Origin of the sequence: Streptomyces sp. NPDC088732, from assembly GCF_044751205.1 — a bacterium.
GTDB lineage: Bacteria > Actinomycetota > Actinomycetes > Streptomycetales > Streptomycetaceae > Actinacidiphila.
On the sequence record NZ_JBIVLI010000003.1, the window covers coordinates 73,626 to 94,220 of the forward strand.

22 protein-coding genes are annotated in these 20,595 nt (G+C 73.4%); 11 read left to right on the forward strand and 11 right to left on the reverse strand.

Annotated features, from left to right (window positions below):
- The first annotated feature begins 108 nt into the window (after positions 1-108).
- On the forward strand, positions 109-1,026 hold the full coding sequence (locus ACIP9H_RS05830; protein WP_401581459.1) for an NADP-dependent oxidoreductase: 918 nt from the start codon (positions 109-111) through the stop codon (positions 1,024-1,026).
- 276 nt (positions 1,027-1,302) lie between these two features.
- Here ACIP9H_RS05830 and ACIP9H_RS05835 read toward each other — a convergent pair whose 3' ends face one another.
- Complete coding sequence (locus ACIP9H_RS05835; RefSeq protein ID WP_401581462.1) at positions 1,303-2,472, reverse strand: PP2C family protein-serine/threonine phosphatase; 1,170 nt, start codon at positions 2,470-2,472, stop codon at positions 1,303-1,305.
- An 848-nt stretch (positions 2,473-3,320) separates the two neighbouring features.
- Here ACIP9H_RS05835 and ACIP9H_RS05840 point away from each other — a divergent pair.
- Positions 3,321-3,983 (forward strand): enoyl-CoA hydratase-related protein, encoded by a 663-nt coding sequence (locus tag ACIP9H_RS05840; RefSeq protein WP_401581465.1) that lies wholly within the window; start codon positions 3,321-3,323, stop codon positions 3,981-3,983.
- 4 nt (positions 3,984-3,987) lie between these two features.
- Here ACIP9H_RS05840 and ACIP9H_RS05845 read toward each other — a convergent pair whose 3' ends face one another.
- The gene (locus ACIP9H_RS05845; RefSeq protein WP_401581468.1) at positions 3,988-4,764 is read right to left on the reverse strand and encodes a class I SAM-dependent methyltransferase; all 777 of its coding nucleotides are present in this window, start codon (positions 4,762-4,764) and stop codon (positions 3,988-3,990) included.
- A gap of 322 nt (positions 4,765-5,086) precedes the next feature.
- Here ACIP9H_RS05845 and ACIP9H_RS05850 point away from each other — a divergent pair, with 322 nt between their 5' ends.
- A complete protein-coding gene (locus ACIP9H_RS05850; protein ID WP_401581470.1) occupies positions 5,087-6,508 on the forward strand; it encodes a hypothetical protein in 1,422 nt (473 codons plus the stop codon).
- Between the two features lie 38 nt (positions 6,509-6,546).
- Positions 6,547-7,071 carry a DUF4232 domain-containing protein gene (locus ACIP9H_RS05855; RefSeq protein ID WP_401957730.1) on the forward strand — a complete coding sequence of 175 codons (525 nt, stop codon included), beginning with the start codon at positions 6,547-6,549 and terminating at the stop codon, positions 7,069-7,071.
- Between the two features lie 81 nt (positions 7,072-7,152).
- Here the strand turns inward: ACIP9H_RS05855 and ACIP9H_RS05860 are convergent, their stop codons facing one another.
- The 4 genes from ACIP9H_RS05860 to ACIP9H_RS05875 all read right to left on the reverse strand — a co-directional run bounded on the left by ACIP9H_RS05860 (position 7,153) and on the right by ACIP9H_RS05875 (position 9,751).
- Entirely contained in the window at positions 7,153-7,449 is a 297-nt protein-coding gene (locus ACIP9H_RS05860; RefSeq protein ID WP_401581474.1) for a GYD domain-containing protein, read from the reverse strand.
- 132 nt (positions 7,450-7,581) lie between these two features.
- A complete protein-coding gene (locus ACIP9H_RS05865; protein WP_401581477.1) occupies positions 7,582-8,247 on the reverse strand; it encodes a GntR family transcriptional regulator in 666 nt (221 codons plus the stop codon).
- 68 nt (positions 8,248-8,315) lie between these two features.
- The gene (locus tag ACIP9H_RS05870) at positions 8,316-8,915 is read right to left on the reverse strand and encodes a DUF309 domain-containing protein (protein WP_401581479.1); all 600 of its coding nucleotides are present in this window, start codon (positions 8,913-8,915) and stop codon (positions 8,316-8,318) included.
- 71 nt (positions 8,916-8,986) lie between these two features.
- A complete protein-coding gene (locus ACIP9H_RS05875; protein WP_401581482.1) occupies positions 8,987-9,751 on the reverse strand; it encodes an alpha/beta hydrolase in 765 nt (254 codons plus the stop codon).
- Positions 9,752-10,060: 309 nt separating this feature from the next.
- On the opposite strand from ACIP9H_RS05875, the gene ACIP9H_RS05880 reads away from it, so the two are divergent.
- From ACIP9H_RS05880 to ACIP9H_RS05895, 4 genes are all read left to right on the forward strand, one after another.
- Entirely contained in the window at positions 10,061-10,384 is a 324-nt protein-coding gene (locus ACIP9H_RS05880) for a CATRA system-associated protein (RefSeq protein ID WP_401957735.1), read from the forward strand.
- A 46-nt stretch (positions 10,385-10,430) separates the two neighbouring features.
- Positions 10,431-11,972, forward strand: a complete 1,542-nt coding sequence (locus ACIP9H_RS05885; protein WP_401581485.1) for a CATRA conflict system CASPASE/TPR repeat-associated protein — start codon at positions 10,431-10,433, stop codon at positions 11,970-11,972.
- Between the two features lie 76 nt (positions 11,973-12,048).
- Positions 12,049-14,730, forward strand: coding sequence for a CHAT domain-containing protein (locus ACIP9H_RS05890; RefSeq protein WP_401957738.1), 2,682 nt, complete (start codon positions 12,049-12,051; stop codon positions 14,728-14,730).
- Positions 14,731-14,767: 37 nt separating this feature from the next.
- A complete protein-coding gene (locus tag ACIP9H_RS05895) occupies positions 14,768-15,535 on the forward strand; it encodes an NUDIX hydrolase (RefSeq protein WP_401581489.1) in 768 nt (255 codons plus the stop codon).
- Positions 15,536-15,556: 21 nt separating this feature from the next.
- Here ACIP9H_RS05895 and ACIP9H_RS05900 read toward each other — a convergent pair whose 3' ends face one another.
- On the reverse strand, positions 15,557-15,988 hold the full coding sequence (locus ACIP9H_RS05900) for a response regulator (RefSeq protein WP_401581492.1): 432 nt from the start codon (positions 15,986-15,988) through the stop codon (positions 15,557-15,559).
- A complete protein-coding gene (locus tag ACIP9H_RS05905; RefSeq protein WP_401581494.1) occupies positions 15,985-16,344 on the reverse strand; it encodes a hypothetical protein in 360 nt (119 codons plus the stop codon). The genes ACIP9H_RS05900 and ACIP9H_RS05905 overlap by 4 nt, the downstream gene beginning before the upstream one ends.
- A 149-nt stretch (positions 16,345-16,493) precedes the next feature.
- Between ACIP9H_RS05905 and ACIP9H_RS05910 the strand changes: the two genes are divergently transcribed.
- Positions 16,494-17,027 carry a GNAT family N-acetyltransferase gene (locus ACIP9H_RS05910; protein ID WP_401581497.1) on the forward strand — a complete coding sequence of 178 codons (534 nt, stop codon included), beginning with the start codon at positions 16,494-16,496 and terminating at the stop codon, positions 17,025-17,027.
- Positions 17,028-17,111: 84 nt separating this feature from the next.
- Here ACIP9H_RS05910 and ACIP9H_RS05915 read toward each other — a convergent pair whose 3' ends face one another.
- Entirely contained in the window at positions 17,112-18,119 is a 1,008-nt protein-coding gene (locus ACIP9H_RS05915; RefSeq protein WP_401581498.1) for a serine protein kinase RIO, read from the reverse strand.
- A gap of 249 nt (positions 18,120-18,368) precedes the next feature.
- On the opposite strand from ACIP9H_RS05915, the gene ACIP9H_RS05920 reads away from it, so the two are divergent.
- The gene (locus tag ACIP9H_RS05920; RefSeq protein WP_401581500.1) at positions 18,369-18,743 is read left to right on the forward strand and encodes a DUF6328 family protein; all 375 of its coding nucleotides are present in this window, start codon (positions 18,369-18,371) and stop codon (positions 18,741-18,743) included.
- Complete coding sequence (locus ACIP9H_RS05925; protein ID WP_401581502.1) at positions 18,743-19,303, forward strand: hemerythrin domain-containing protein; 561 nt, start codon at positions 18,743-18,745, stop codon at positions 19,301-19,303. The genes ACIP9H_RS05920 and ACIP9H_RS05925 overlap by 1 nt, the downstream gene beginning before the upstream one ends.
- Before the next feature lie 30 nt (positions 19,304-19,333).
- Here the strand turns inward: ACIP9H_RS05925 and ACIP9H_RS05930 are convergent, their stop codons facing one another.
- Both ACIP9H_RS05930 and ACIP9H_RS05935 read right to left on the reverse strand, forming a co-directional pair.
- On the reverse strand, positions 19,334-19,966 hold the full coding sequence (locus ACIP9H_RS05930; protein WP_401581504.1) for a UdgX family uracil-DNA binding protein: 633 nt from the start codon (positions 19,964-19,966) through the stop codon (positions 19,334-19,336).
- Positions 19,967-20,357: 391 nt separating this feature from the next.
- Entirely contained in the window at positions 20,358-20,561 is a 204-nt protein-coding gene (locus tag ACIP9H_RS05935; RefSeq protein WP_319662387.1) for a cold-shock protein, read from the reverse strand.
- Between the last annotated feature and the right edge of the window lie 34 nt (positions 20,562-20,595).

Genomic DNA, 20,595 nt, shown 5'->3' on the forward strand with positions numbered 1-20,595 from the left:
AATACGGGCCCCTCGCTTGGCCTTTGCACGCGGTGGCACGGTCGGCGCCGGCTTCCCGGCGCCCGGCCGGCAGGTCTTGTCCGGACGAGAGAGTGCGGTGGTCACGCGATGCGGGCGGTGCGGTTTCACGAGTACGGCGGGATCGATGTGCTGCGGGTGGAGGAGGTCGAGCGGCCGGTGCCCGGGCCCGGGCAGGTGCTGGTCGAGGTCCGCGCGGCCGGGATCCAGCCCGGCGAGGCGCACATCCGCGCGGGCGCGCTGCACGCCCGCTGGCCGGCGGTGTTCCCGTCCGGGCAGGGCAGCGATCTGGCCGGTGTCGTGGTCGAGGCGGGCCCGCACCTCCGGGGCTTCGCCGTGGGCGACGAGGTCCTGGGCTTCACTCACCGGCGGGCCAGCCACGCGCAGTTCGTCGTGGTCGACGACGTGAATCTGGTGTCCCGTCCGGCGGGGCTGGCGTGGGAGGTGGCCGGGGCGCTGTACGTGGCCGGCACGACCGCCTACGCCACCGTGTTCGCGGTGGACCCCGGCCCGGAGGACACCGTCGTCGTCTCCGGTGCGGCGGGCGGCGTCGGATCGCTGGCCGTCCAGCTCGCGCGGCGGCGCGGCGCCACGGTGATCGGCCTGGCGAGCGAGCGGAACCACGCGTGGCTGAGGGACCACGGTGTCCTGCCGGTCGCGTACGGACCCGGTGTCGCCGAGCGGATCGGCCAGGCGGCCGGCGGCAAGGTCGACGCGTTCATCGACACCTTCGGCAACGGCTACGTGGCGCTGGCGGTCGAGCTGGGCGTGCGGCCCGAGCGGATCAACACCATCAGCGACTGGCAGGCCGCGGCCGAGGTCGGCGCACGGACGTACGGAGAGGGTGCGGCGGCGTCCGCGGTCGTGCTGGGCGAGCTGGCCCGGCTGGCCGTGTCCGGCGGGCTGGAGGTGCCGATCGCCCGCACGTACCCGCTGGACCAGGTGCGGGACGCCTTCCACGAGCTGGAGCAGCAGCACACCCACGGCAAGATCGTGCTCCTGCCCTGACCACGCGCACACCGGCCACGGTGGCTCCGCCGCGACGGGGGAGACACGGCGGAGCCACCACGGCCAGTGTGCGACGGGGACCGCGAGGGCGGGTCCGATTCGGCCAAGTGCCTGGTCACCGCGGTGCAGCGGGTTGACGCGGGGCACATCCCGCCCTTCAGGGGCAGACCACGCGTCGGTGAAGGCGCATGCTGAAGGTGCGGCCCCGCTCGCGCTTGCCGGGTCTCCATGCCCATCGCAGCGGGGTCGCCCGCCGTTGCCGCTTTCGGTGGTGCGTCACCGCGTACACGGGCCCCGCCAGTCCAGGCAGAGGATCGTGGCGTCGTCCCGCAGGTGCCCCAGGCACGCCTCCAGCACGGCGGCGGTGGCCGTGATGACCACTTCGCGGGGGTGCTCGGCGGCGGTGTCGCGGATCAGCGCCGCCAGGTCCACCGCGCCGGCCCGGCGTTCCTGCATGCCGTCGGTGTAGAGGACCAGCCGGTCGCCGGCCCGCAGGTCGAGGGGCTGGACGAGGAAGGGGGTGCGGGCGGGCACGCCGAAGGGCAGGTGGACGTCGACGCGGACCTCCTCGACCGCGCCGTCGCGCAGCCGCAGCGGCCACGGATGGCCCGCGTTGACCAGCTGCGCGCCGGTGCCGTCCATGGCGATCCGGATGAGCTGGCCGGTGGCGAAGCCGCTGCGGCTGTGGTCCAGGAGCGTCCGGTGCACCCGGTACGCCTGCTCGGCGAGGTCGCAGCCGGCTCTGCGGGCGCCCCGGGAGGCGTTGACCAGGAGCGTGGCCAGCAGCGCGGATTCGACGTCGTGGCCCATCGCGTCGGTGATGGAGACGTGCAGGATGTCGTGCTCGACCGCGTAGTCGTACGTGTCGCCCCCGATGGAGTCGGCGGGCACGAGCGCGCCCGCCAGGGCGAACCGGTCGCCCTCGCAGCTGGCGGCCGAGGGCAGCAGCCCGTGCTGGATCTCGGCGGCCAGGCTGATGGACGTGGTGCGCCCGGCCCAGTGGTAGAGGTCGGTGAAGCGCCGGTCGGTGACGATGAGGTACGCGAGCGCGTGGGCGGCCTCGCCGACCTGTGCCAGGACGTCCGCGTCGGCGCCGGGGAGCGTCAGTTCCAGCAGGCCGAGGGCTTCGCCCCGATGGCTCACCGGCACGACCAGGCGCAGGCCCTGCCCGTCGCCCGAGTGCTGCACGATCCGCTGGCCGCGCAGCGCCTCCTCGTACGGGGTGCCGGACAGCGGGATCTGCTCCGCGCCGCGGCCTCGCCGCGACTGGCCGCCGTCGCCGATCCGCACCAGCTTCCGGCCGATGACGTCGGCGAGGAGGAACGACACGGAACGCGCCCCGAACCGCTCCCGCAGGTTGCGGCCGATGACCTCGACGGAGTCGGCCGGCGCGACCGCCTCGGCCGCCGCGAGGACCTCGCCGAGTCGGAGCTGCTCGTGGGTCACAACGGTCTCCCTGCTGCCGGGGCCTTCGGCCACCCGCCCCGGCATCCCTGCCTCTGCCCACCGTCTACGGCCCATGCTGGCACGGCGCGGGCGTCCCCGCCGACGCGAAGCCGGCGCCGGGTCCGGCAGCCGTGTCACGGGTACGCCCGGACGGTCACGGTGGGTGACTACGGTTTCCGTGACCGTGACGGACCGGCTCGTCCGCGTCGGGGCCGCGGGTTCATGACCGGTCGCCTCTCGGGTACCGCGGCGGCGCCTCCGCCGCGTCGCCGGCATCGTGCGAGGCGACGTTGCCGAACCCCTTCATCGAGTGCGGACGGCGCCGGATCCCCGGCTCGGGCCACTCGTCCATCACGCGCCTCTGCCGGCCGCCGTGGCGGACGCCGTCCTGGTGCCCAGGACCGCGGTCCGACGACCGGCCCGTCTCGTGCTCGTCGTACGGGTGCCACGCTCCGGCCCGGGGTTGCGGCCGTTGTGCGGGCCCGGCTGCCGCGCGCGGTGACGGCGGCCGAGGACAACGGCGCCGACAAGGATCCCCGACGATCACGCCCACGATCAGCGGCACGATGCCGACCACGAGGTGTTGCGCGGCGGCAAGCTGAAACCCGTTCATCGATCCCGTACGTCGCGGCCACCCGTCCCGCACCGCTCAACGCCGTCTCCCCGAAGGGGGCTTGTGCGCGCCGAGCATGCTGTCGATGCCGGGGTCGCCGCGGGTCGGCCCGTCATGGACCATGGAAGCGGAGCCTCCTACGGGCCGCGGCCTGATCGCGGTGCCGCACCGGTCGACGGAGCTGGGCTCCGGACAGGACACGGCCACGGACTCGGCAGACCCCCGGGAGCTGCAGATGCCCACCCTTGACCGCCAGGAGAACGTCTTCGTGCTCGACATCGGGGACGGCGAGAACCGCTTCCATCCCGACTGGCTCGCCGCGGTCGGTGCCGCCCTCGACGAGGTGGAGAAGGCGGAGGGGCCGCGCGCCCTGGTGACCGCCGCGACGGGCAAATTCTTCTCCAACGGCCTGGACCTGGAGTGGCTCGGCGCCCACGCCGAGCAGCAGGAGAGCTACCGGAACTCCGTCCACGGGCTCTTCGCCCGCGTGCTGTCCCTGCCGATGGTCACGGTGGCCGCGCTGCAGGGGCACACCTTCGCCGCCGGCGCGATGCTCTCCCTCGCCCACGACTTCCGTGTGATGCGTGCCGACCGCGGCTTCTGGTGCCTGCCCGAGGCCGACATCAACATCCCCTTCACGCCCGGCATGTCCGCCCTGATCCGGTCCCGCCTCGCGCCGCAGACCGCGCACGAGGCCATGGTCACCGCCCGCCGGTACGGTGGCACGGACGCCGCGGCCGCCGGCATCGTGGACCGGGCGGTGGAGGAGGGCGCCGTGCGTTCCGCCGCCCTGGAGCTCGCCGCCGCGCAGGCGGGCAAGGCGGGCGACACCCTCGGCACCATCAAGGAACGGATGTACGCCTCGGCGCTGGCCGTCCTGCGCGGTACGACCGGCTGAGCGCTCACGCGACGGGCAGGCCCTGCTCCGCGTGCAGGACGAAGAACAGGAAGCACAGGAACCGCGGCTCGGCCGCGATGGCCTCGGGGAACAGCTCGCGGGCGGCGGGGTCGGGATCCGGCTCGCTGACGACCGTGATCCGGAAGCCCGCCGCGGTGAAGGCGTCGGTCATCGCGTGGAGGGGCCGGTGCCAGAGACTCATCAGGGCGGTTCGGCCGCCCATCGTCCATTCCTCGGTCCAGTTGGTCGTGTCGAAGTAGTTGTGCTCGGCCTGGCGGCCGGCCTCGCGGTGCATGAGCGCGATCACGAAGGGGTGGTCGACGGACACGAGCAGCCGGCCGCCCGGCTTCAGTACGCGCCGTAGCTCGGCCAGCGCCGGCCCCCAGTCCTCCAGGTAGTGCAGCACCAGGGAAGCGACGGCGTCGTCGAACGTGCCGTCGGCGTAGGGAAGGGGCCCGGCCAGGTCGGCGACCCGCAGGTCCGCGTCCGTACCGAGGCGGCGCCGGGCCAGCTCCAGCATCCCTGCGCTCGCGTCGAAGCCGCTCATGACGGCGCCGCGGTCGCGGAGCGCCGCGGACAGCGCCCCGGCGCCGCAGCCCACGTCGAGGATCCGCCGGCCGGCCACGTCCCCGGCAAGAGCCAGCATCGCGGGCCGTTCGTAGTGGGCGTTGACGAGGTTGGTCTCGTTCTCGCTCGTGTACGCCTCGGCGAAGCCGGTGTAGTCGTTGACCGCGGCGCGCTCCGCGTGGCTCGTGGGCGCTTGCCGATCGTCGGAAGTCATGGAGCGAGGGACGTTCGCCGCGGCGGTTCGGTTCCCCGCCCGCCCGCGCGCCCGCGCGCCCGTGCACGGCCACGACCATGTCCCCCGTCTTCCGCCGGCAGTTCCGCGCGGACGAGAACTTTCCGCGTCCCGGGTGCATCTGAACGGATCAACAGGTGCGCCGAGGATCAACGGCGCCCGGCGGCTTGTACGGCGAAGGGCAGTGGGGCGTGGCGTGCTGGGGGTCTCCGCAGAAGACGAACGCGACCGCTGCCCCGGGCCGGGGAGCCGCGTCGCACCGGGCCGCACGGCCCGGCTTCAAGTGGAGAGGATTCATGGACGCGTGAGCAGATTCATGTCGCGGGACCGGATCGCGCGGATGCGGGGAACGTTGCCGAACCGCTTCGCCAAGGTCTCGCTGGTGGCGGTGGCCGCCGCGGCGCTGACCGCCGCCACCTTGCACCCCGGGCTCGCCGCGGCCTCGTCGCCGTCGCCGTCCCCGGTGCCGACCGGCACGGCCGGCGCGCCCTCCAACGCCCGTGCCAACAGCGGCGAGAGCGTGTCCGCGCTGCGCCAGGCGGTGGGCACCGGACGGCTGCTGGACTCGCACGGTGTGCGTTCGGTGTGCCCGCGATGCCATGCCGAGGTGGTCACGGAGCACAAGGGCAGTGACGCGCCGCTGCGTTCCCCGCTGCCCGCCGGCTACGGTCCCGCCGACCTGGGCAAGGCGTACGGACTGCCCCGTACCTCGTCCGGCAGGGGCATCATCGCCGTCATCAACGCCGGCGTCGACCCGGCCCTGGAGAGCGACCTGGCCGCCTACCGGCGGACGTACGGACTGCCGCCCTGCACGAGGGCGTCCGGCTGCCTGCAACTGCTGGACTACACCGGTGGTGCCCAGCCCGCCCCGCAGACGGACCCCCACGGCGCCTTCGTGGAGGAGGAGGTGGCGCTGGAAACCTCGCTCGACCTCGACATGGCCTCGGCCGCCTGCCCGTCCTGCCGCCTGATGGAGATATCGGTGCCGTGGCAGGACGCCGAGGACGACAACGACGTGTCCACCGGTGACTTCGCCCGGGCGGTGAACACCGCGGTGGCGCACCACGCTTCGGCCGTCAGCATCAGCTACGGGTACTCAGCGGACGTGACGAACACCAGCGGCCGCACGCTCGCCGCCCTCCACCACAAGGGGGTGGCGATCACCGCGTCCACCGGGGACTCCGGCTTCAACGGCGGCATCCACCAGTCGTGGCCGTCGAACCTCCCGTCGGTCATCAGCGTCGGGGGCGTCACCTTGCCGGCTTCCGGCCCGGCGACCGCGTGGTGGGCCGGCGGCAGCGGATGCGAGACGCGGTTCCCCGCGGCCGGCGGCCAGCCGTCCTCGGTGACCGCGGCCTGCGGCGGGCACCGTGCCGCGGCGGACGTGTCGGCGGACGCCGACGCCGCCACGGGCGTGGCGGTCTACGACACGTACGCGCCAAGCACGGGCGAACCCTACAACTGGGTGATCGCCGGCGGGACCAGTGCCTCCGCGCCGTACATCGCGGGCCTGTTCACCCGGGTGGGCCACCTCGCCGCGGTCGACGGACCCCGGACCCTCTACCGCGCCCCTGCCGCCGCCTTCACCGACATCACCAGCGGCAACAACGAGGCGTACCACACGTGCGCCGACTACCCCGGGCTCAGCGCGTCGGTCTGCAACGCGCGCGCCGGCTGGGACGGTCCGACCGGCCGGGGCATGCCGCACGGCCTCGGCGCCTTCTGAACACCCCTCTCCCACCCCTAGGAACTCCCATGCGTCGAATGACCCTTGCCGCAGCGGGCGCGGCGGCGATCGCCGCGGCCGTACTGACCGTTCCCGGCATCGCGAGCGCGAAAGTCTCCGGTACGTCGACGACACCGCGGCCCTGCCGCACCAGTGACGTCTCGTTCTACTTCGGCGGGCTCACCTCGGGCCTCAGCCGCCGCGCCTTCGACATCACCCTGCTGGCGCACGACGGCATCGCCTGCACGCTCAGCGACACCCCCCAAATAAGCCTGAGCGGACCTCCCGACCAGACCGCGGCGATCCCGCTGTACGTCAGCGGCCGGGGCGGCACGCTCGTGCTGCGCCCGGACTCCCCTCTGCACGCCACCGTCCGCTACAGCAAGCCGGACCTGCCGGAGCACACGCTCAAGGTCAACGCGCTGCATCTGTCGATGCCGGACCACAGCTCGCTCTCCACGTACTTCGCCGTCCCCGGCGAGACCGACATCAGCCAGGGCGGCGTGGTGATCACGTCCTGGACGACGGGCATCGGTCTGGGCCAGGGCGAGGAGTTCGAGTGACGGGGCCCCTCGACGGGCCGGCGTGACACGCCCGCGGACGCGGAGGCGGCATCGGCCTCCGCGTCCGCGGGCGCCGGGGTCTCAGACGGAGGCCTTGGCGACGACGCCCTCGATCTCGTCCCGCCCGAAGGCCCGCATCGTCGTGCTGCGGACGTTGCCCACCACCCCGAGGCGCAGCAGCGCGGCGGCGGCGGTCTCGTCGTCGGGCGCCTCGACGATGGCCACGAGGTCGTGCGGGCCCACCGTCCAGTAGATGCCGACGAGCCGCGCCCCGGCCCGCTGCAGTGCGGCACCGAAGGCGTCGGCACGCTCCGCGGTGTCCGCAGAGGCGCGGATCCCCTGGTCGGTCCAGTTCAGCAGCGTGATGTAGGTCGGCACGGTCACTCACCCCGGAAAGAGAGATATGTCCGGCAAGAGCCTATGCGCGCCACCGGGCCGTCGCATCCGACGCCGGTCGGACCGGCCGCTCCGGCGCCCGAGGGGGTGCGCCACCCGCGCGGGCGCCCCGCGTCAGACGGCCGGGCGCGGGGGGAAGCGGGTTCTGGCGTCCTTGGTGTGGGCGCGCATGACGCGCTGGGCGCGGGCGTCGTCGCGGGCGGCGATCGCGGCGATGAGCTCGCGGTGCTCGGCCCAGGCCTGGTGGACGATGGGCGTGTAGTAGCGGCGCACCCGGTTCTCGACACGGGCCGCCAGGTCCGCGAGGACCGCGTTGCCGGCCAGTTCCATGACGCACGCGTGGAACGTGGCGTTCGCGGCGACCGCCCCGTCCACGTCGTCCGCGGCGACCGCCGCCTCGCCCGTCGCGCACAGCTCGCCGAGCCGTTCGATGCCCTCGGCGGACGGGCCGGCCGCGGCCAGGCGCGCCCCCTCGGTCTCCAGCAGGGTGCGGACGACGAAGAGCTGGTCGGTCTCCTCCCCGGTCGGCTCGTGGACGAAGGCGCCCTGCGCGGGGCGGAGGTCGACCCACCCTTCGGTGTTCAGCCGTTGCAGCGCCTCGTGCACGGGCTGCCGGGAGACCCCGAGCCGGGCCGCGAGCTCGCTCTCCACCAGGTGCTGCCCCGGACGCAGCGACCGTGAGCCGACGAGATCCAGCAGGGCCTGGTAGACCTGCTCGCGCAGCGGTCCGGGGCGCTCCAGCCTGGGCACGGATCCGTGCGGCAGCCCGTTGAACGGCATCGCGGCCTCCAGTGTCCCTACTCCCGCGCCTTCACCCGGCGTTGGGCAACGTACCGACCCCCGGCGCCTCAGCTCAAGCGCGGGGGCGGCTGCGTGCGGTGCTCGTCCGCGGCCCGCGCCCGGGACCACGTCACCAGCGCGCCGACGTCGACACCGTGGGGCGACGTGCCGGCGTAGGGCGTGAGCCCGTCGGCCGCTCGGGACAGCAAGGCCGTGGCGCCCTTGGTGTTCCCGCGCGCGGCGTGCGTCAGGCCCACCGCGAGCTGGGCGAGTGCGCGCCACAGGGCCCGCTCCTCGCCCGGGGCGGCCTTCCACATGTCCTCCAGGACCTCGTGGGCGTGGAACGGGCGGCCGGCGTCGAGCAGCCGCTGCGCCTCCACGAGCGTCTCCTCCGGGGAGCGGGGCACTCCCTCCGGCTGCCGGGCGACCCCTTCGGCACCGTACGGCAGGGGCCTGCCCAGGCCGTCCCTCGGCCGGGCGTTGCGTGCCCGGCCGGCGCTGTCGCGGTCGCGGTCGGCCGCGTCCGGCCCGGGCTCGTCCCCCAGGCGCACGCCGCAGTGCTCGCAGACGGCGCTGCCCGGCCGTTCGCGGACCCGGCCGCACTCGGGACACACCAGGTGCAGCATGCAGGCGGGCTCACCGCCCTGGTGCCACGGCTCATCGCTCATGAGCCCATTGTCGCGCGGTCCGCCCGGTGTGCGGCGCCCGGCCGGCGGGCCGGGCGCCGCGACCGCGTGCGTCAGGCGGTCGAGGGGACCGTCCGGCCGAGGTGCCGGGCGAAGAACCTCACCGCGCTGTCGGCCTCGAACCGGGGCAGTTCCTTGTGCCGTCCCGCGTTGGCGTGCAACGTCTTCTCCTTCGAGGCGAAGGCGTCGAACAGCGCGAGACCGGCCTCGCGCGGGATGTGCTCGTCGTCCCACTGCAGGGCGAACTCGACGGGCACCGTGATCCGCCTCGCGTGCGCGGCCAGGGCATCGGGCCAGTGCTGGCCGAAGACCGCGGCCGTGATGCGGGGTTCGGCGGCCACGAACGGCACTCCGATGGCGGTGCCCATGTTGATGCCGTAGTAGCCGACGGGCCCGTCCGCGCCGATCTCGGGAAGTGCCTGGAGGGCGTCCAGGGTCGCCCGCCACTCGGGGACGGCGAGGTCGGCCAGGTGGGCGTTGTAGCGGACGACGACCGGCCCTTCCGGTTCGCCCGCCGCCCTGGCCCGGTACAGCTCGGCGATCTCCGCGTCGTCGTGGGCCGTGCGCGGCCGGTCGCCGTGACCGGGCGCGTCGACGACGGCGACGTGGAAACCGCAGCCGGTCACCAGGAGCCGGGCGCGGCCCGACATCGCCGCGTGCTTCTTGTGGGTGCCCCCGCCGTGGCCCATCAGGATCAAGGGCGCGCGATCGGCGCCGGAAACCGGCGACCAGAGGACTCCGGGGACGCCGCCCACGGTGAAGTCCCGCTCGCGCATGCCGTCGGACGGGACGTCGGCGGTGAACTGGGGAGAGTGCACAGGTGTTGCCTTTCGGGAGTGCCTTGGTGTCGAGGCGCTCCCGGCGACGCCTGCGTCAGTCGCCGGCCATGACGGGAAGGGGGAGCACCCATGCCGATACAGCGTTCACGGGTCTCACCTCCTCGGGCGGTGTCACGGTCAACTGCAAGGTAGCAGGCCGGGCATGGTCCGCTCCACCCCCTTTTCCAGCGGCAAGTGCACGGCCCTTGCGGAGAATTCCGTCCGCGGACGACCACGGAACGCTACCCTGGGGATCTCGTTCAGTGACCAGGCGCAGTGCGGCAACGGGGGCCTTCGGTGGATGCAGACGTGACGCGACGCGTCGTCAACCGCCTACGGGCGCTGGACGACTGGTTCCTGTCGGCCGAGGGCTGGCTCGACGTGGGAAGAGTGCTCGGGGAGTTGGACGCGGCGGTCGCCGCGGACTCTCCGGGCGCGGTCAACGAGGCTCTCACAGGGTTGCAGGCGCTGGAGTCCGCCTATCGCGCCCAGGCCCTGCCCGGTACGCGCAAGACCCTCATCCCCCCGGACCGGCGCGAGCAGCGCAACGTCCTGGTGGGCAGGCTCACCCTCGATCTGGACGGCCCCGCTCAGCGGGGCGGCACGACGGGCACGACACCCTCCGCCGACTGAGCGGCTCCCGCCCCCGCCCGGAAGCAGGTAACGCCTGGTGCACGGCATGGTGAAACCGTCACTGATCATCACCTGCTTCGTGCCGGCCGTCCCGGAGCCGGGGGACTCCGCGCCCCTCGACCACCTCGCACGCCTGTGGGCCGCGTGCGGCCGGCTCGGGATGACGTCGGCGTTCGGCGGCCTGCCGCTGCCCGACCGGCCCTTCCCCGATCCGCCGGTCCCCGCGGCGGACTTCACCGTCCTGGCAGCGGCGGCACGCGACGACACCTCCCCCGGCCTGCACGCCGCCTTCCTGTTCGCCGAGCACGACGTGCTCGGGCTGGTGGCCCTCCTCGCGCCCAACGACCTGGATGCCGGACTGCCGCAGTGGACCACCCTGCTCGGCGAGTGGACGGCGGCCTCGGCCGGGGCAGGCGTCACCGGTCCCCCGCCGGACGGGATCCTGGGCGAGTTCCGGGTGTTCACCGCCCTGTACCGGAACGAGTCGCCCCGCTCCCGTCAGTCGACTGCCGAACTGGTCCGCCGCCATGGGCCGTTGCCCGGCGAGAGCGACGACACCTGGTGGCGTGGGCACGACGTGACGGAGCACGGGTTCTCGATCTGGCGCACCGGCCGGGGAGATCCGAGGGACGCGCTCGCGCACTTCTGCGTGCTGGCGCCGATGCGGGCGGAGCGCGCACTGGACGAGTGGGCGTGGGCGGCGGAGGGCGAGAACGGCCTGCGCCCGCTGACGCACTATCTGATGCATGCCTCCAAGGCGGGCTACGAGGCGCGCCGGTACGAGGAGTACGTCTCCGGGGAGCCCCTCCACGCGCGCCGCGCCCGCAGCGACCGGGAGGCGCTCGCGCTGCTGCGGGCACTGGAACCCAGTGCGTCCGGCCACCCGGTGAGCCTGCGCGCCGTCCTGGCCGCGGCCGCCGTGCTCGACCGGACCCAACTCGGGCCGCAGGGCGCGCTGTGGACGATCACCCGCCACCGGGAGCTGGCCCGTACGGTGGCCATCGCGGTCGCGAACATGCGCCTTCACGCGCCCCGGCTGCGCCGCGTCGGGGAGGGGAGTTCCTGGCCCGCGCGCGACCTGGCCGCCGCCGACGCCCTCATCACCCAGATCGAGAACGACCAGGAGTACCTCACGGCCGCCCGCGAACGGGCCGAGGCGGCGCGCGCGGCGGCCACCGCGGTCACCGACCGGGCGCTCAACGAGTACCGGAACCGGCTGAGCCTGGTGCAGACCTCGGTCCTGGGCTCCGTGCTGACCGCGCTGACCGTGGTGCAGACCCTCGGCTACCACCTGCCGCTCCCGCACGCCGCCCAGTCACCGACGATCCTCGTCCTCGCGGCCGTGGCGCTCTTCCTGCCGCTGGCCGTGCTCAGGCAGGCCGCGATCCCGGCGGTCGCCCTTCCCTACCGCTGGATCGACACGCTCGCCTCGGGCCTGCTCGGATCCTCCCTGTGCTGGCTGGCGCTGACGGCCTGGGGCATCCAGCACGGCGACGGCCTGCTGCCGGCCGTCGTGACGGCGCCGGTCTGCGTCGCCGTGGGGCTGGCCGCCGCCCTCGCCCACCGCCGGGCGGAGCAGCGCGGTTGAGCCCCCGGCCGTCCGCCCCCGGCGACCGCTGCCCGTCATCACACCCGTCCTCACAGAAACGGGAGCCGCAGACGCCATGACCCTGTCGACGAGCCCGCAGCCGGAAGGTTCTTCCCCCACGGTTGCCGCGATCCTCGCCCTCATCGGCGAACTGGACGTCGAGGACCTCGTCCTCCGTTTCGACGTCGACTTCGACGTCCCCATGCGCCAGGAGGACGCCTTGCGCCTCCTGACGCTGACCGGGGTCCTCGACCGGTCGCCGCAGGGCGACGTCAGGGACACCGCGCGCCGGGTGGGGGCCCACTGGTGCGAGATCGTCCGCGCGGACGTGGCGTACCGGCTCTTCTCCGGCCTGCAGCTGATCAAGGCCTCGCGCGCCGACGCCCAATGGCTCCACGATCTCCACCGCCGCGGCGGCCTGCCGGCCGACGACCTGTTCGCCCCCTACGCGCTCGCCCGGTGGTTCGACGCGGAGGGGCGGATCCGGTACCGGCTGGGCAGCTTCACCTCCGCCCGGATCTCGTTCGGCACCGCCGTCGACATCGCGCGGGAGGCGGGCCTGTGGTGGGCCCTGCCGGATCTGCGCAGCAACCGCGAGCGGGCCCGGTTCGAGGAGCAGGGGCAGCCCGCCCGGGAGGGCGGGAAGGGATCGGCCGCCGCCGGGTTCGTCGCGGAACTCGAGGCGGTCATCGGCGGGATCGAGGACCTGGCGCGGCGGCACGGGGTCGATGTCGCCGTACCTCCCGTGCCCGGCACTCCCGCCCGGCACCGGGAGTTCCTCCGGGGCTACTCCAACGCGCTGCACAATCTGGCCATCGCCCTGCGGGAGGCCGGGCGGCCGGACCGGTCGCTGGAGGTGACCGCGCGGTCCCTGGCGATCTCGCAGGGGCTCGGGGACTCCTACCGGATCGCGCAGTCACGCACCAACCAGGTGCTGTGCGACCCGGACAACGCCCGGTCGCACTTCGAGGAACTGCTGACCCTGCCCTGGGAACGCGGGAAGTCCATCGCCCGGCAGAACCTCGCCCTGCGCGACGGCGGCGCCTCGGGACTGGCGGAACTGGGACGGCTGCTCGACGAGGCGGAACGGTACGACTCCGCGGACGGGCACCACGCGGGTCTCGACGTCGACTTCTACGCCTACACCGTGCGCGGTTACCAGCGGACCGCCGCGGCGCTTCCGCCCGCCGACCGCCCGGACGACGTTCTGGCGCGGCGGCTGCGCCTGGCGCGTTCGGTCCGGTCGGCCATCGCCCTGCCCGCGTACAAACGGGCGTACGCCCGCCACATGCGGCCGGCGTTCCTCCATGCGATCGCCGACGCCGTCGTCCGCGGCGACGGCTCCCAGGGGGACCAGGAGAAGATCCTCTCCCTGGTCGAGGAGTCCTCCGGCCGTGAACTGCTGGACCTGCTCGGCTCCTCGCGCCCTTCTTCTTCCGGGCCGCCGGCCCACCGCATCGCCGGAGCCCCGACGCCCGCGCCCGCCGGCGGCGGCGGACCGAGGGTGCGCGCCGCGCTCCAGCCCGCTTCGCCCGAGCTGGCGCGTGCGCTGCGCGAGGTGCTGGCGGAACGCGAGCGGGAGTACGAGGAACGCTTCCTGGACGCCCCGTTGACGTCCGTCGCCCACGACGAGGACGTCGCACACCGTCTCGTCCAGTACACACTGAACCACCCGGGTTCCTGCGTAGTGCGCTACTTCCGCTACGCCGCCCCCGACGGCGCCGGGCCGGGCGCCGCGGCGGTGCCCGACGCGCTCGGCATGATGGTCTGCCGGGACGGACGCCTGACCACCGTGCCCGGCATCCCCTACGAGAACGTCGCCCGCCTGGCCGACCAGGTGTGGGCGGACATCTCCGACCCCGCCTCCCCGTGGCCCTCCGAGCAGACCTGCCGCCGGATGTGGGACCTGCTCGTCGCGCCCGTGTGGGACCGCGTCGGCGACGGCGGCGCCACGACCCACCTCACCCTGATCCCCACCGACCACCTCTTCGCCCTGCCGCTCCACGTCGCGGTCGGCCCCGGCGACACACGGCCGCTGGCGGCGCGCGTCCCGCTCTCCCATTCTGTCAGCGTGGCCGCCTTCGTCACCCAGGGCAGGCATCTGCTCAAGCGCCAGCTCATGGAGGACGACGACGACCTGGCGGCCCTGCTGTCCACCGACTCCGACGCCTCGGGCCGTGAACTCGTCGGCACCGGGTGGCGCGGCGAGCACGTGGTCGTGGCCGGAACGCCTCCCGAGGGGCTGGAGTTCGCCCGGCCGGCGCACGCCGCCGACTGGGACGGTCTCGGCACCCTCGTCGCCCGCGAGCCGGAGTTCTTCGTGTACGCGGGCCACGGGACCTACCTGGACGGGCCGGAGGCCGCCGGCCCGCTGCTGCACCTCGGCGGCCAGGACGTGCTCACCCAGTTCGACCTCGCCCTGCACCTGAGCCTGCCCCGCAACAAGCTGACCGTCCTCGGTGCCTGCGTGGCGGGGCAGGGCATGCGCTCCGACGGGGGCGACGTGCTGGGCTTCATGCGCTCCCTCGTCATCAGCGGCGCCGGAGCCGTGTGCCTGCCCCTGTGGTACGTCCTGGACACCGCGATGGTCGGGACCGTCCGCGCGCTGCTCGCCGGGAGCCGGCAGGTCCTGGGGGACGCCGATGCCGCGCCCTTCGACGTCGTCCAGGCCCTCCACGAGCACTACCTCTCCGTCGCGCTCGACTATCCGGACCTGGCCGGCCGGATCCAGCACATGCCCCTGGCCCTCTATCTGTGAGACCCCGACACGGCACCACGAGAGACGAGGCGGACACATGACGGAGACCGACAGCGAGGACATGCGGGCCCGGGAGCGCAGGGAAGCACGGCTGAGCGCCTACGCCGCCCTGCGGGAGCAGCGGCCGGAGCTCTTCGTCAACCCTCCCGGAGCCGCCTACGAGATCCTGCTCGACCGCGGGGACCAGGACCGCGTGGCCCGCGAAGTGGGCGAACTGGCGGTCGCCTTCGGATTCCCCGAGGAGTGCGCGGACATCGGCGTCGTCTACCGGGACCCCTACGTCTGCCTGGTCCGCGACGCCGTGCGCTTCCGCTCCGGGCGCGTCAACACCTATATCCGCTTCGTGTCCGGGGCCGAGGGGGGAGGCGCCGCCGTCCTGCCCGTCCTGGACGACGGAAGGATCGTCCTGCTCCACCACTTCCGGCACGCCGACCGGGACTGGCACTGGGAGATCCCCCGCGGATTCGGCGAACCGGGCGAGGGCGGTGCCACGACCGCGCGCCGCGAACTGCTGGAGGAACTGGGCGGCGACATCACGGAGATGATCCGCCTGGGCGAGTACAGCGCCGACACGGGACTGCACGGTGGCCGCGACCAGCTCTACCTGGCGCGGCTCGCCTCGTCCTCGTTCTCCGGGAGCCTCGGCCCCGACGCGCACGAGGAGGGGATCGACTCCCTCCGGGCGCTGTCCCCCGGCGAGATGCGCACCATGCTCGCCGAGGGCCGCATCCACGACGGCTTCACCCTGGCGGCCTGGGGCCTGGCCACCGCCCGCGGGTTGCTGGGCCCGGCGGGCGGCGCCTGACCGGCACGGCGGTCTCCGGCTTTACGCCCGGGGCAGTCGGGTGACGGTGTCGAGGTAGAAGGCGTCGATGCTCTGCACGGCCCGTTCGAAGTCGTCGAGGTTGACAGGCTTGGTGACGTAGGCGTTCGCGTGCCGCCGGTAGGCGGCGGTGACGTCGTCGGGCGCCGACGACGTCGTCAGCACCACCACCGGGATGGTCCGCAGGTCCTCGTCGGCCTTGATGACGGAGAGGAGCTCGCGGCCGTTCATGCGCGGCATGTTCAGATCCAGCACGATCAGGTCCGGCCGCGGGTTGGCCGGGTCGCGCAGGTACTCCAGGGCGGCGGCGCCGTCCTGGGCCTTGCCCGGACGGCGGGTGCCGCGCGCGGTGAGGGCGTCCTCGATGAGCATCACGTCGGCGGGATCGTCCTCGACCAGCAGCACGTCGTGGGGGCGAACGGGGGCGAACGTCATCGGGAGCTCTGGGAGTCGGGCGTTGCCGTGGGCGACGAGGTGTTCAGCCCCGGCCAGCGGCGACGGGCGCCCTGCCGGGTCATGTTGGACGCCCTGCCGATCTGCGGGTAGCCGGCGCCCGCGTCGGCCGCCTCGTGGGCGGCGGTCTCCTCGAGACGCTCGACGGCCTGCCTCAGGTGGATGAGCATGTGCAGGTGCGCCAGGGCCTCCGCCTGGGCCGGCGCCTGCTCGCCCCGGCCGGGAAGCGGCTGGAAGGCACGTCGGACCAGGTCGCGGACGAGGTCGTCGACCGCGCTCGTGGCGAGAGCGGCGATCTCCTCCTCACTCATCCGCAGCGAGAAGTGAATGCCGGGCATGCCCACACAGTAGGCGACACCGGTATCGATGGACAACATCGGTTGTCAGGGGACGCCGAGCGGCGTATACGCACCGTCGCCGTCCCCATGGCCCTGACCGGCGCCGCGCCGGTTGCCGTCGCTCCCCCGCCCTTCGGGACAATGGACCCATGACCGAGATCCAGACCCCCCGCCTTCTCCTGCGCCGCTGGCAGGACGACGACCTGGTCCCCATGGCCGAGATCAACTCCGACCCGGGCGTGATGCGCTGGGTCGGCGACGGCTCCGTGCGCGACCTGGAACAGACGGCGGAGGCCGTCGAGCGGTGGGAGGAGGAGTGGGACGAGGAGGGCTTCGGCCTCTTCGCGGTCGAGCTGCTGGCCTCCGGCGAACTGGCCGGGTTCACCGGCCTGACCCTGCCGGAGTTCCTGCCGGAGGTGATGCCCGAGGTGTCCGTCTGCTGGCGGCTGGGCCGGCAGTTCTGGGGTCAGGGCTACGCCTCGGAGGCCGCCCACGCCGCGATGGAGTTCGCGCTCCAGGACCGGGGCCTGGAGCGCCTGCTCGGCATCGCCCGGATCGGTGACACCGCCTCGGAGAACGTCATGGGCAAACTCGGCATGACGCCGCTGCGCGAGACCACCCACCCCGAGTACGGCCTCCCCTTGCGTATCCACGCCATCGACCTCACCGAGTTCCAGGCCTGATACGCGGCACCCGCGCGGACCCGGACCCGGGCAGGGGTCCGGGTCCGGGTCCGGGCCGGCGGGCACAACGCGAGCCGCGGGCGCTCAGTCCAGGCGCGCGTCGAAGGCGAGCGCCCGCGCCAGTTCCTCGACACGTCGTTCCGCCAGCCCGCGGGAGACGAACCAGGCGCCGACGTTGCGGACGTCCCGCTCCAGGAACGAGCGGCCCCGCGGGTTGGCGATGACATCGACGATCTGGGGCACGTCGATGACGACCAGACGCCCCTCGTGGACCAGGATGTTGTAGGCCGAGAGGTCGCCGTGCGCGTATCCGTCGCGTGCGAGCAGCGACAGGCTGCGGCCGAGCTGCTCCCACAGGTCGTCCAGCTCGGCTTCCTGCGCGCGGATCTGGGCCAGGCGCGGAGCGGCCGTCCCCGACGGGTCCCCGATGAACTCCATCAGGATCTCGGTCCCGAGGATCTGCACGGGGTAGGGCACGGCCACCCCCGCCGACCACAGCCGGGACAGCGCCGCGAACTCGGCGCCGGCCCACTGGCCGGCGATGGCCTCCTTGCCGAAGGCCGTGCGCTTGGCCATGGCCCGGCTGACCCGTGACTCCTTGTGGCTGCGCCCCTCCAGGTATCCGGAGTCGCGGTGGAACATGCGGTGCTGCCCGTCGCGGTAGCGCTTGGCGGCCATCAGGGTGCGGCGGCCGGTTCCGGGCACCGACCGCTCGATCAGGAAGACGTCGGCCTCCTTGCCCGTCTTGACGATGCCGAGCTCGGTGTCGACGGCGGCCAGGTCCGTCACCACCCACGAGGGGCGCGGCTCGGGGCCCTTCTCGGTCGGGGTCGACCGGTCCCAGGTGGACCAGCGGTCGCCCTGGGGAGGCCCGTCGGGCGAGGCGGTGGTGTCCTGGCCGTAGGTGTCCTCGTCGCCTTCGGCGAAGGCATCGGCGGTGCTGTCGGCACTCCCGGCTGCGACGGGCCACCGCTCCGCGTACTCGGGGAAGGCCCCCTCGAACGCGGCTTCGTCGTCACGGCCGTTGCGCCGGTTCTTGCCCTTGGGGCGGATACGGGCGAAGGACTCGCCGTCGGCAAAGCGCTCACGCACTGTGGTGATCTCCTGTGGAAAGGACCCACCGGAGGGCGCGTCAGCGAACGCGCGGTATCAGCCGGTGGGAAGGCAACGAGGGAAGGCGTCTGGCGCGCACACGAGGGCGCGCCGCATCACGGCGGCAACCACGACGACGCACCCCCTCTCTCTCGTCACGACCGGGCCGCATTCCGCGCCCGGCACTCCAGGATCGTCAGGATCCTAGCGGGCGCCTCACACCGCGCAACCGATTTGTTTCCGGCCCGCATGTATTCGCCCCCTGGCGTGCCCCGGCCCGGTCGGGCCCCCTCCACGCTGCGGTGGGCGTCGAGGTATCGGAAGGCGATCTGCATCGTCACGGTCGTCCTGGGAGCCTGCGCGACGGGGGTGCTGATCGGCCCGGTGTCCTTCAGCCGCCTGGCGTCGGGGCGGCGCATCGAGCCCGAAGCCGTCCGCTGGACGGCGCGGCTCACGTTGGCCGGGTGGTCCTGCTCCGGTACCTGCTGTGCCGGTTCGTGCTCCCGCTCTGGGCCCGCATCCGGCTCGCCGCGGACTGAGGCCCGCGGCAGTGACGGACGCGTGCCCGCCGCGAGACCGGGCAGCCGACTGAGAGGAAGCCTCCGTCCGGAAAGGAGATCGTGATGGGACACGGCGGCAACGTCATCGCAGAGCTCACGGCGGACCACCGCGAGGTCGAGGAGTACTTCACCCGCCTGCGGGCCCTCCCCCTCGGCGACAAGCAGCGCCGCGACGTGCTCGACGACCTGACCATCGAGCTCGTACGGCACTCGGTCGCCGAGGAGATGTACCTGTACCCGGCCGTCCGCGAGCACGTACCCGGCGGCGGGCCGATGGCCGACAAGGAGATCCAGGAGCACGCCGAGGTCGAACAGGTCCTGAAGGACCTGGAGGACGTCGACGTGGACGACACGCGGTTCGACGCCCTGGTGCTCAAGCTGATCACCGACGTCACGGAGCATGTGCGCGAGGAGGAGCAGCAGCTCTTCCCCAGCCTGGCCCGGGCCTGCACCTCCGAACGGCTCATGGAACTGGGAAACCAGGTCCGCCGGGCCAAGAAGGTCGCGCCCACCAGGCCGCACCCGAGCGCACCGGACACCCCTCCGGTCAACAAGCTCCTCGCCCCCGGCGCAGGCCTCGTCGACCGGGTCCGGGACTTCGTCGGCGGACGCGGCACGTCCTGACCGGCCCCGGCACCGGCGCCGGCCCGCCTCTCAGGACAGGAGGGCGGCCACGATCCGCAGGTCGGCGACCAGCCCCTGGAACATCGCCTCCCGGTCCTCGCCGGCGCGCAGCACCGCCGCCGGGTGGACGGTCGCGAGGAGGCGCGCGCCGTCGAGCGGCACACCCGGCGTCAGCAGCTCGCCGCGTTGGCGGGTGACCCGGAACTCCGGTCCCATCAGGGCCTTGGCGGCGGTGGCGCCGAGGGCCACCACGATGTCCGGGGAGAGCAGTTCGAGCTCGGCGGTCAGCCAGGGTCGGCATGCGGAGACCTCGCGCAGGGTCGGCTGCTTGTGGATGCGCCGCTTGCCGCGCTCGGGCACGGTGAACTTGAAGTGCTTGACGGCGCTGGTCACGTAGACCTCGCCGGGATCGATCCCGGCCTCCGCCAGCGCACGGTCCAGGACCTTCCCGGCGGGACCGACGAAGGGTCTGCCCTGACGGTCCTCCTGGTCCCCCGGCTGCTCCCCCACCAGCACCGCGCGCGCCGACGGCTCACCCCGGCCGAAGACGGTCTGCGTGGCATCGGCGTACAGCGGGCAGCCACGGCACCCGGCCGCCGCCCGCCGCAGTCCGGCCAGGTCGACGCCGCGGGGGACGTAGGGGCCGGCGTCGTATGCGGCCATGACGGGCGCCTACCCGGTACGACCCGCGCAAAGCGTACATCCGGGGCATCCGATGCCGACCGGGGTGGTGACCGGGGCCTCGATCCTCGCCGCGGTCGATCCGGTGTCCCTTGTCGGACCGGACTCCAGCCCTGAGGTGGCGGGCCGTGAGGTGCCGCTCCGTCACCCGTCGGGCCGATGACAAGGTGACACGCCGTGCGGGAACGGGACTCGGCCCTTATGGTCGAAGAGCAGGCAGGACTGGCACTGGAACACTGCATCCACGAACGGCCGCCCCTCGTCGGGGGCGGCCGTTCGTTGTGCGCGTCCGGCCCGGGCCGGACGCACGTGTGCGGGGCCGTCCCCCGGAGAGGGCGGCCCCGCACGAAGTTCTCGCCCGGAGGGGCAGGAGTCAGCCGCGGACGATGTTCTCCGCCTGCGGGCCCTTCTGTCCCTGCGTCACGTCGAAGGTGACCTGCTCACCCTCGACGAGCTCGCGATAGCCGTTGCCGGAGATGTTGGAGTAGTGGGCGAAGACGTCCGGCCCACCTCCGTCTTGAGCGATGAAGCCGAAGCCCTTCTCCGAGTTGAACCACTTCACGACGCCTGATGCCACTGTGTTCGTCCCTCACATCATGCTGATGCGACGC

Coding starts and splice junctions, on each gene's coding strand:
- ACIP9H_RS05845 (WP_401581468.1), bottom strand. CDS start 4,764: ATGACTTCCGACGATCGGCAAGCGCCCACGAGCCACGCGGAGCGCGCC.
- ACIP9H_RS05865 (WP_401581477.1), bottom strand. CDS start 8,247: ATGCCGTTCAACGGGCTGCCGCACGGATCCGTGCCCAGGCTGGAGCGC.
- ACIP9H_RS05910 (WP_401581497.1), top strand. CDS start 16,494: ATGACCGAGATCCAGACCCCCCGCCTTCTCCTGCGCCGCTGGCAGGAC.
- ACIP9H_RS05905 (WP_401581494.1), bottom strand. CDS start 16,344: ATGCCCGGCATTCACTTCTCGCTGCGGATGAGTGAGGAGGAGATCGCC.
- ACIP9H_RS05885 (WP_401581485.1), top strand. CDS start 10,431: ATGGTGAAACCGTCACTGATCATCACCTGCTTCGTGCCGGCCGTCCCG.
- ACIP9H_RS05895 (WP_401581489.1), top strand. CDS start 14,768: ATGACGGAGACCGACAGCGAGGACATGCGGGCCCGGGAGCGCAGGGAA.
- ACIP9H_RS05855 (WP_401957730.1), top strand. CDS start 6,547: ATGACCCTTGCCGCAGCGGGCGCGGCGGCGATCGCCGCGGCCGTACTG.
- ACIP9H_RS05900 (WP_401581492.1), bottom strand. CDS start 15,988: ATGACGTTCGCCCCCGTTCGCCCCCACGACGTGCTGCTGGTCGAGGAC.
- ACIP9H_RS05840 (WP_401581465.1), top strand. CDS start 3,321: ATGCCCACCCTTGACCGCCAGGAGAACGTCTTCGTGCTCGACATCGGG.
- ACIP9H_RS05890 (WP_401957738.1), top strand. CDS start 12,049: ATGACCCTGTCGACGAGCCCGCAGCCGGAAGGTTCTTCCCCCACGGTT.
- ACIP9H_RS05870 (WP_401581479.1), bottom strand. CDS start 8,915: ATGAGCGATGAGCCGTGGCACCAGGGCGGTGAGCCCGCCTGCATGCTG.
- ACIP9H_RS05920 (WP_401581500.1), top strand. CDS start 18,369: ATGTATTCGCCCCCTGGCGTGCCCCGGCCCGGTCGGGCCCCCTCCACG.
- ACIP9H_RS05930 (WP_401581504.1), bottom strand. CDS start 19,966: ATGGCCGCATACGACGCCGGCCCCTACGTCCCCCGCGGCGTCGACCTG.
- ACIP9H_RS05830 (WP_401581459.1), top strand. CDS start 109: ATGCGGGCGGTGCGGTTTCACGAGTACGGCGGGATCGATGTGCTGCGG.
- ACIP9H_RS05925 (WP_401581502.1), top strand. CDS start 18,743: ATGGGACACGGCGGCAACGTCATCGCAGAGCTCACGGCGGACCACCGC.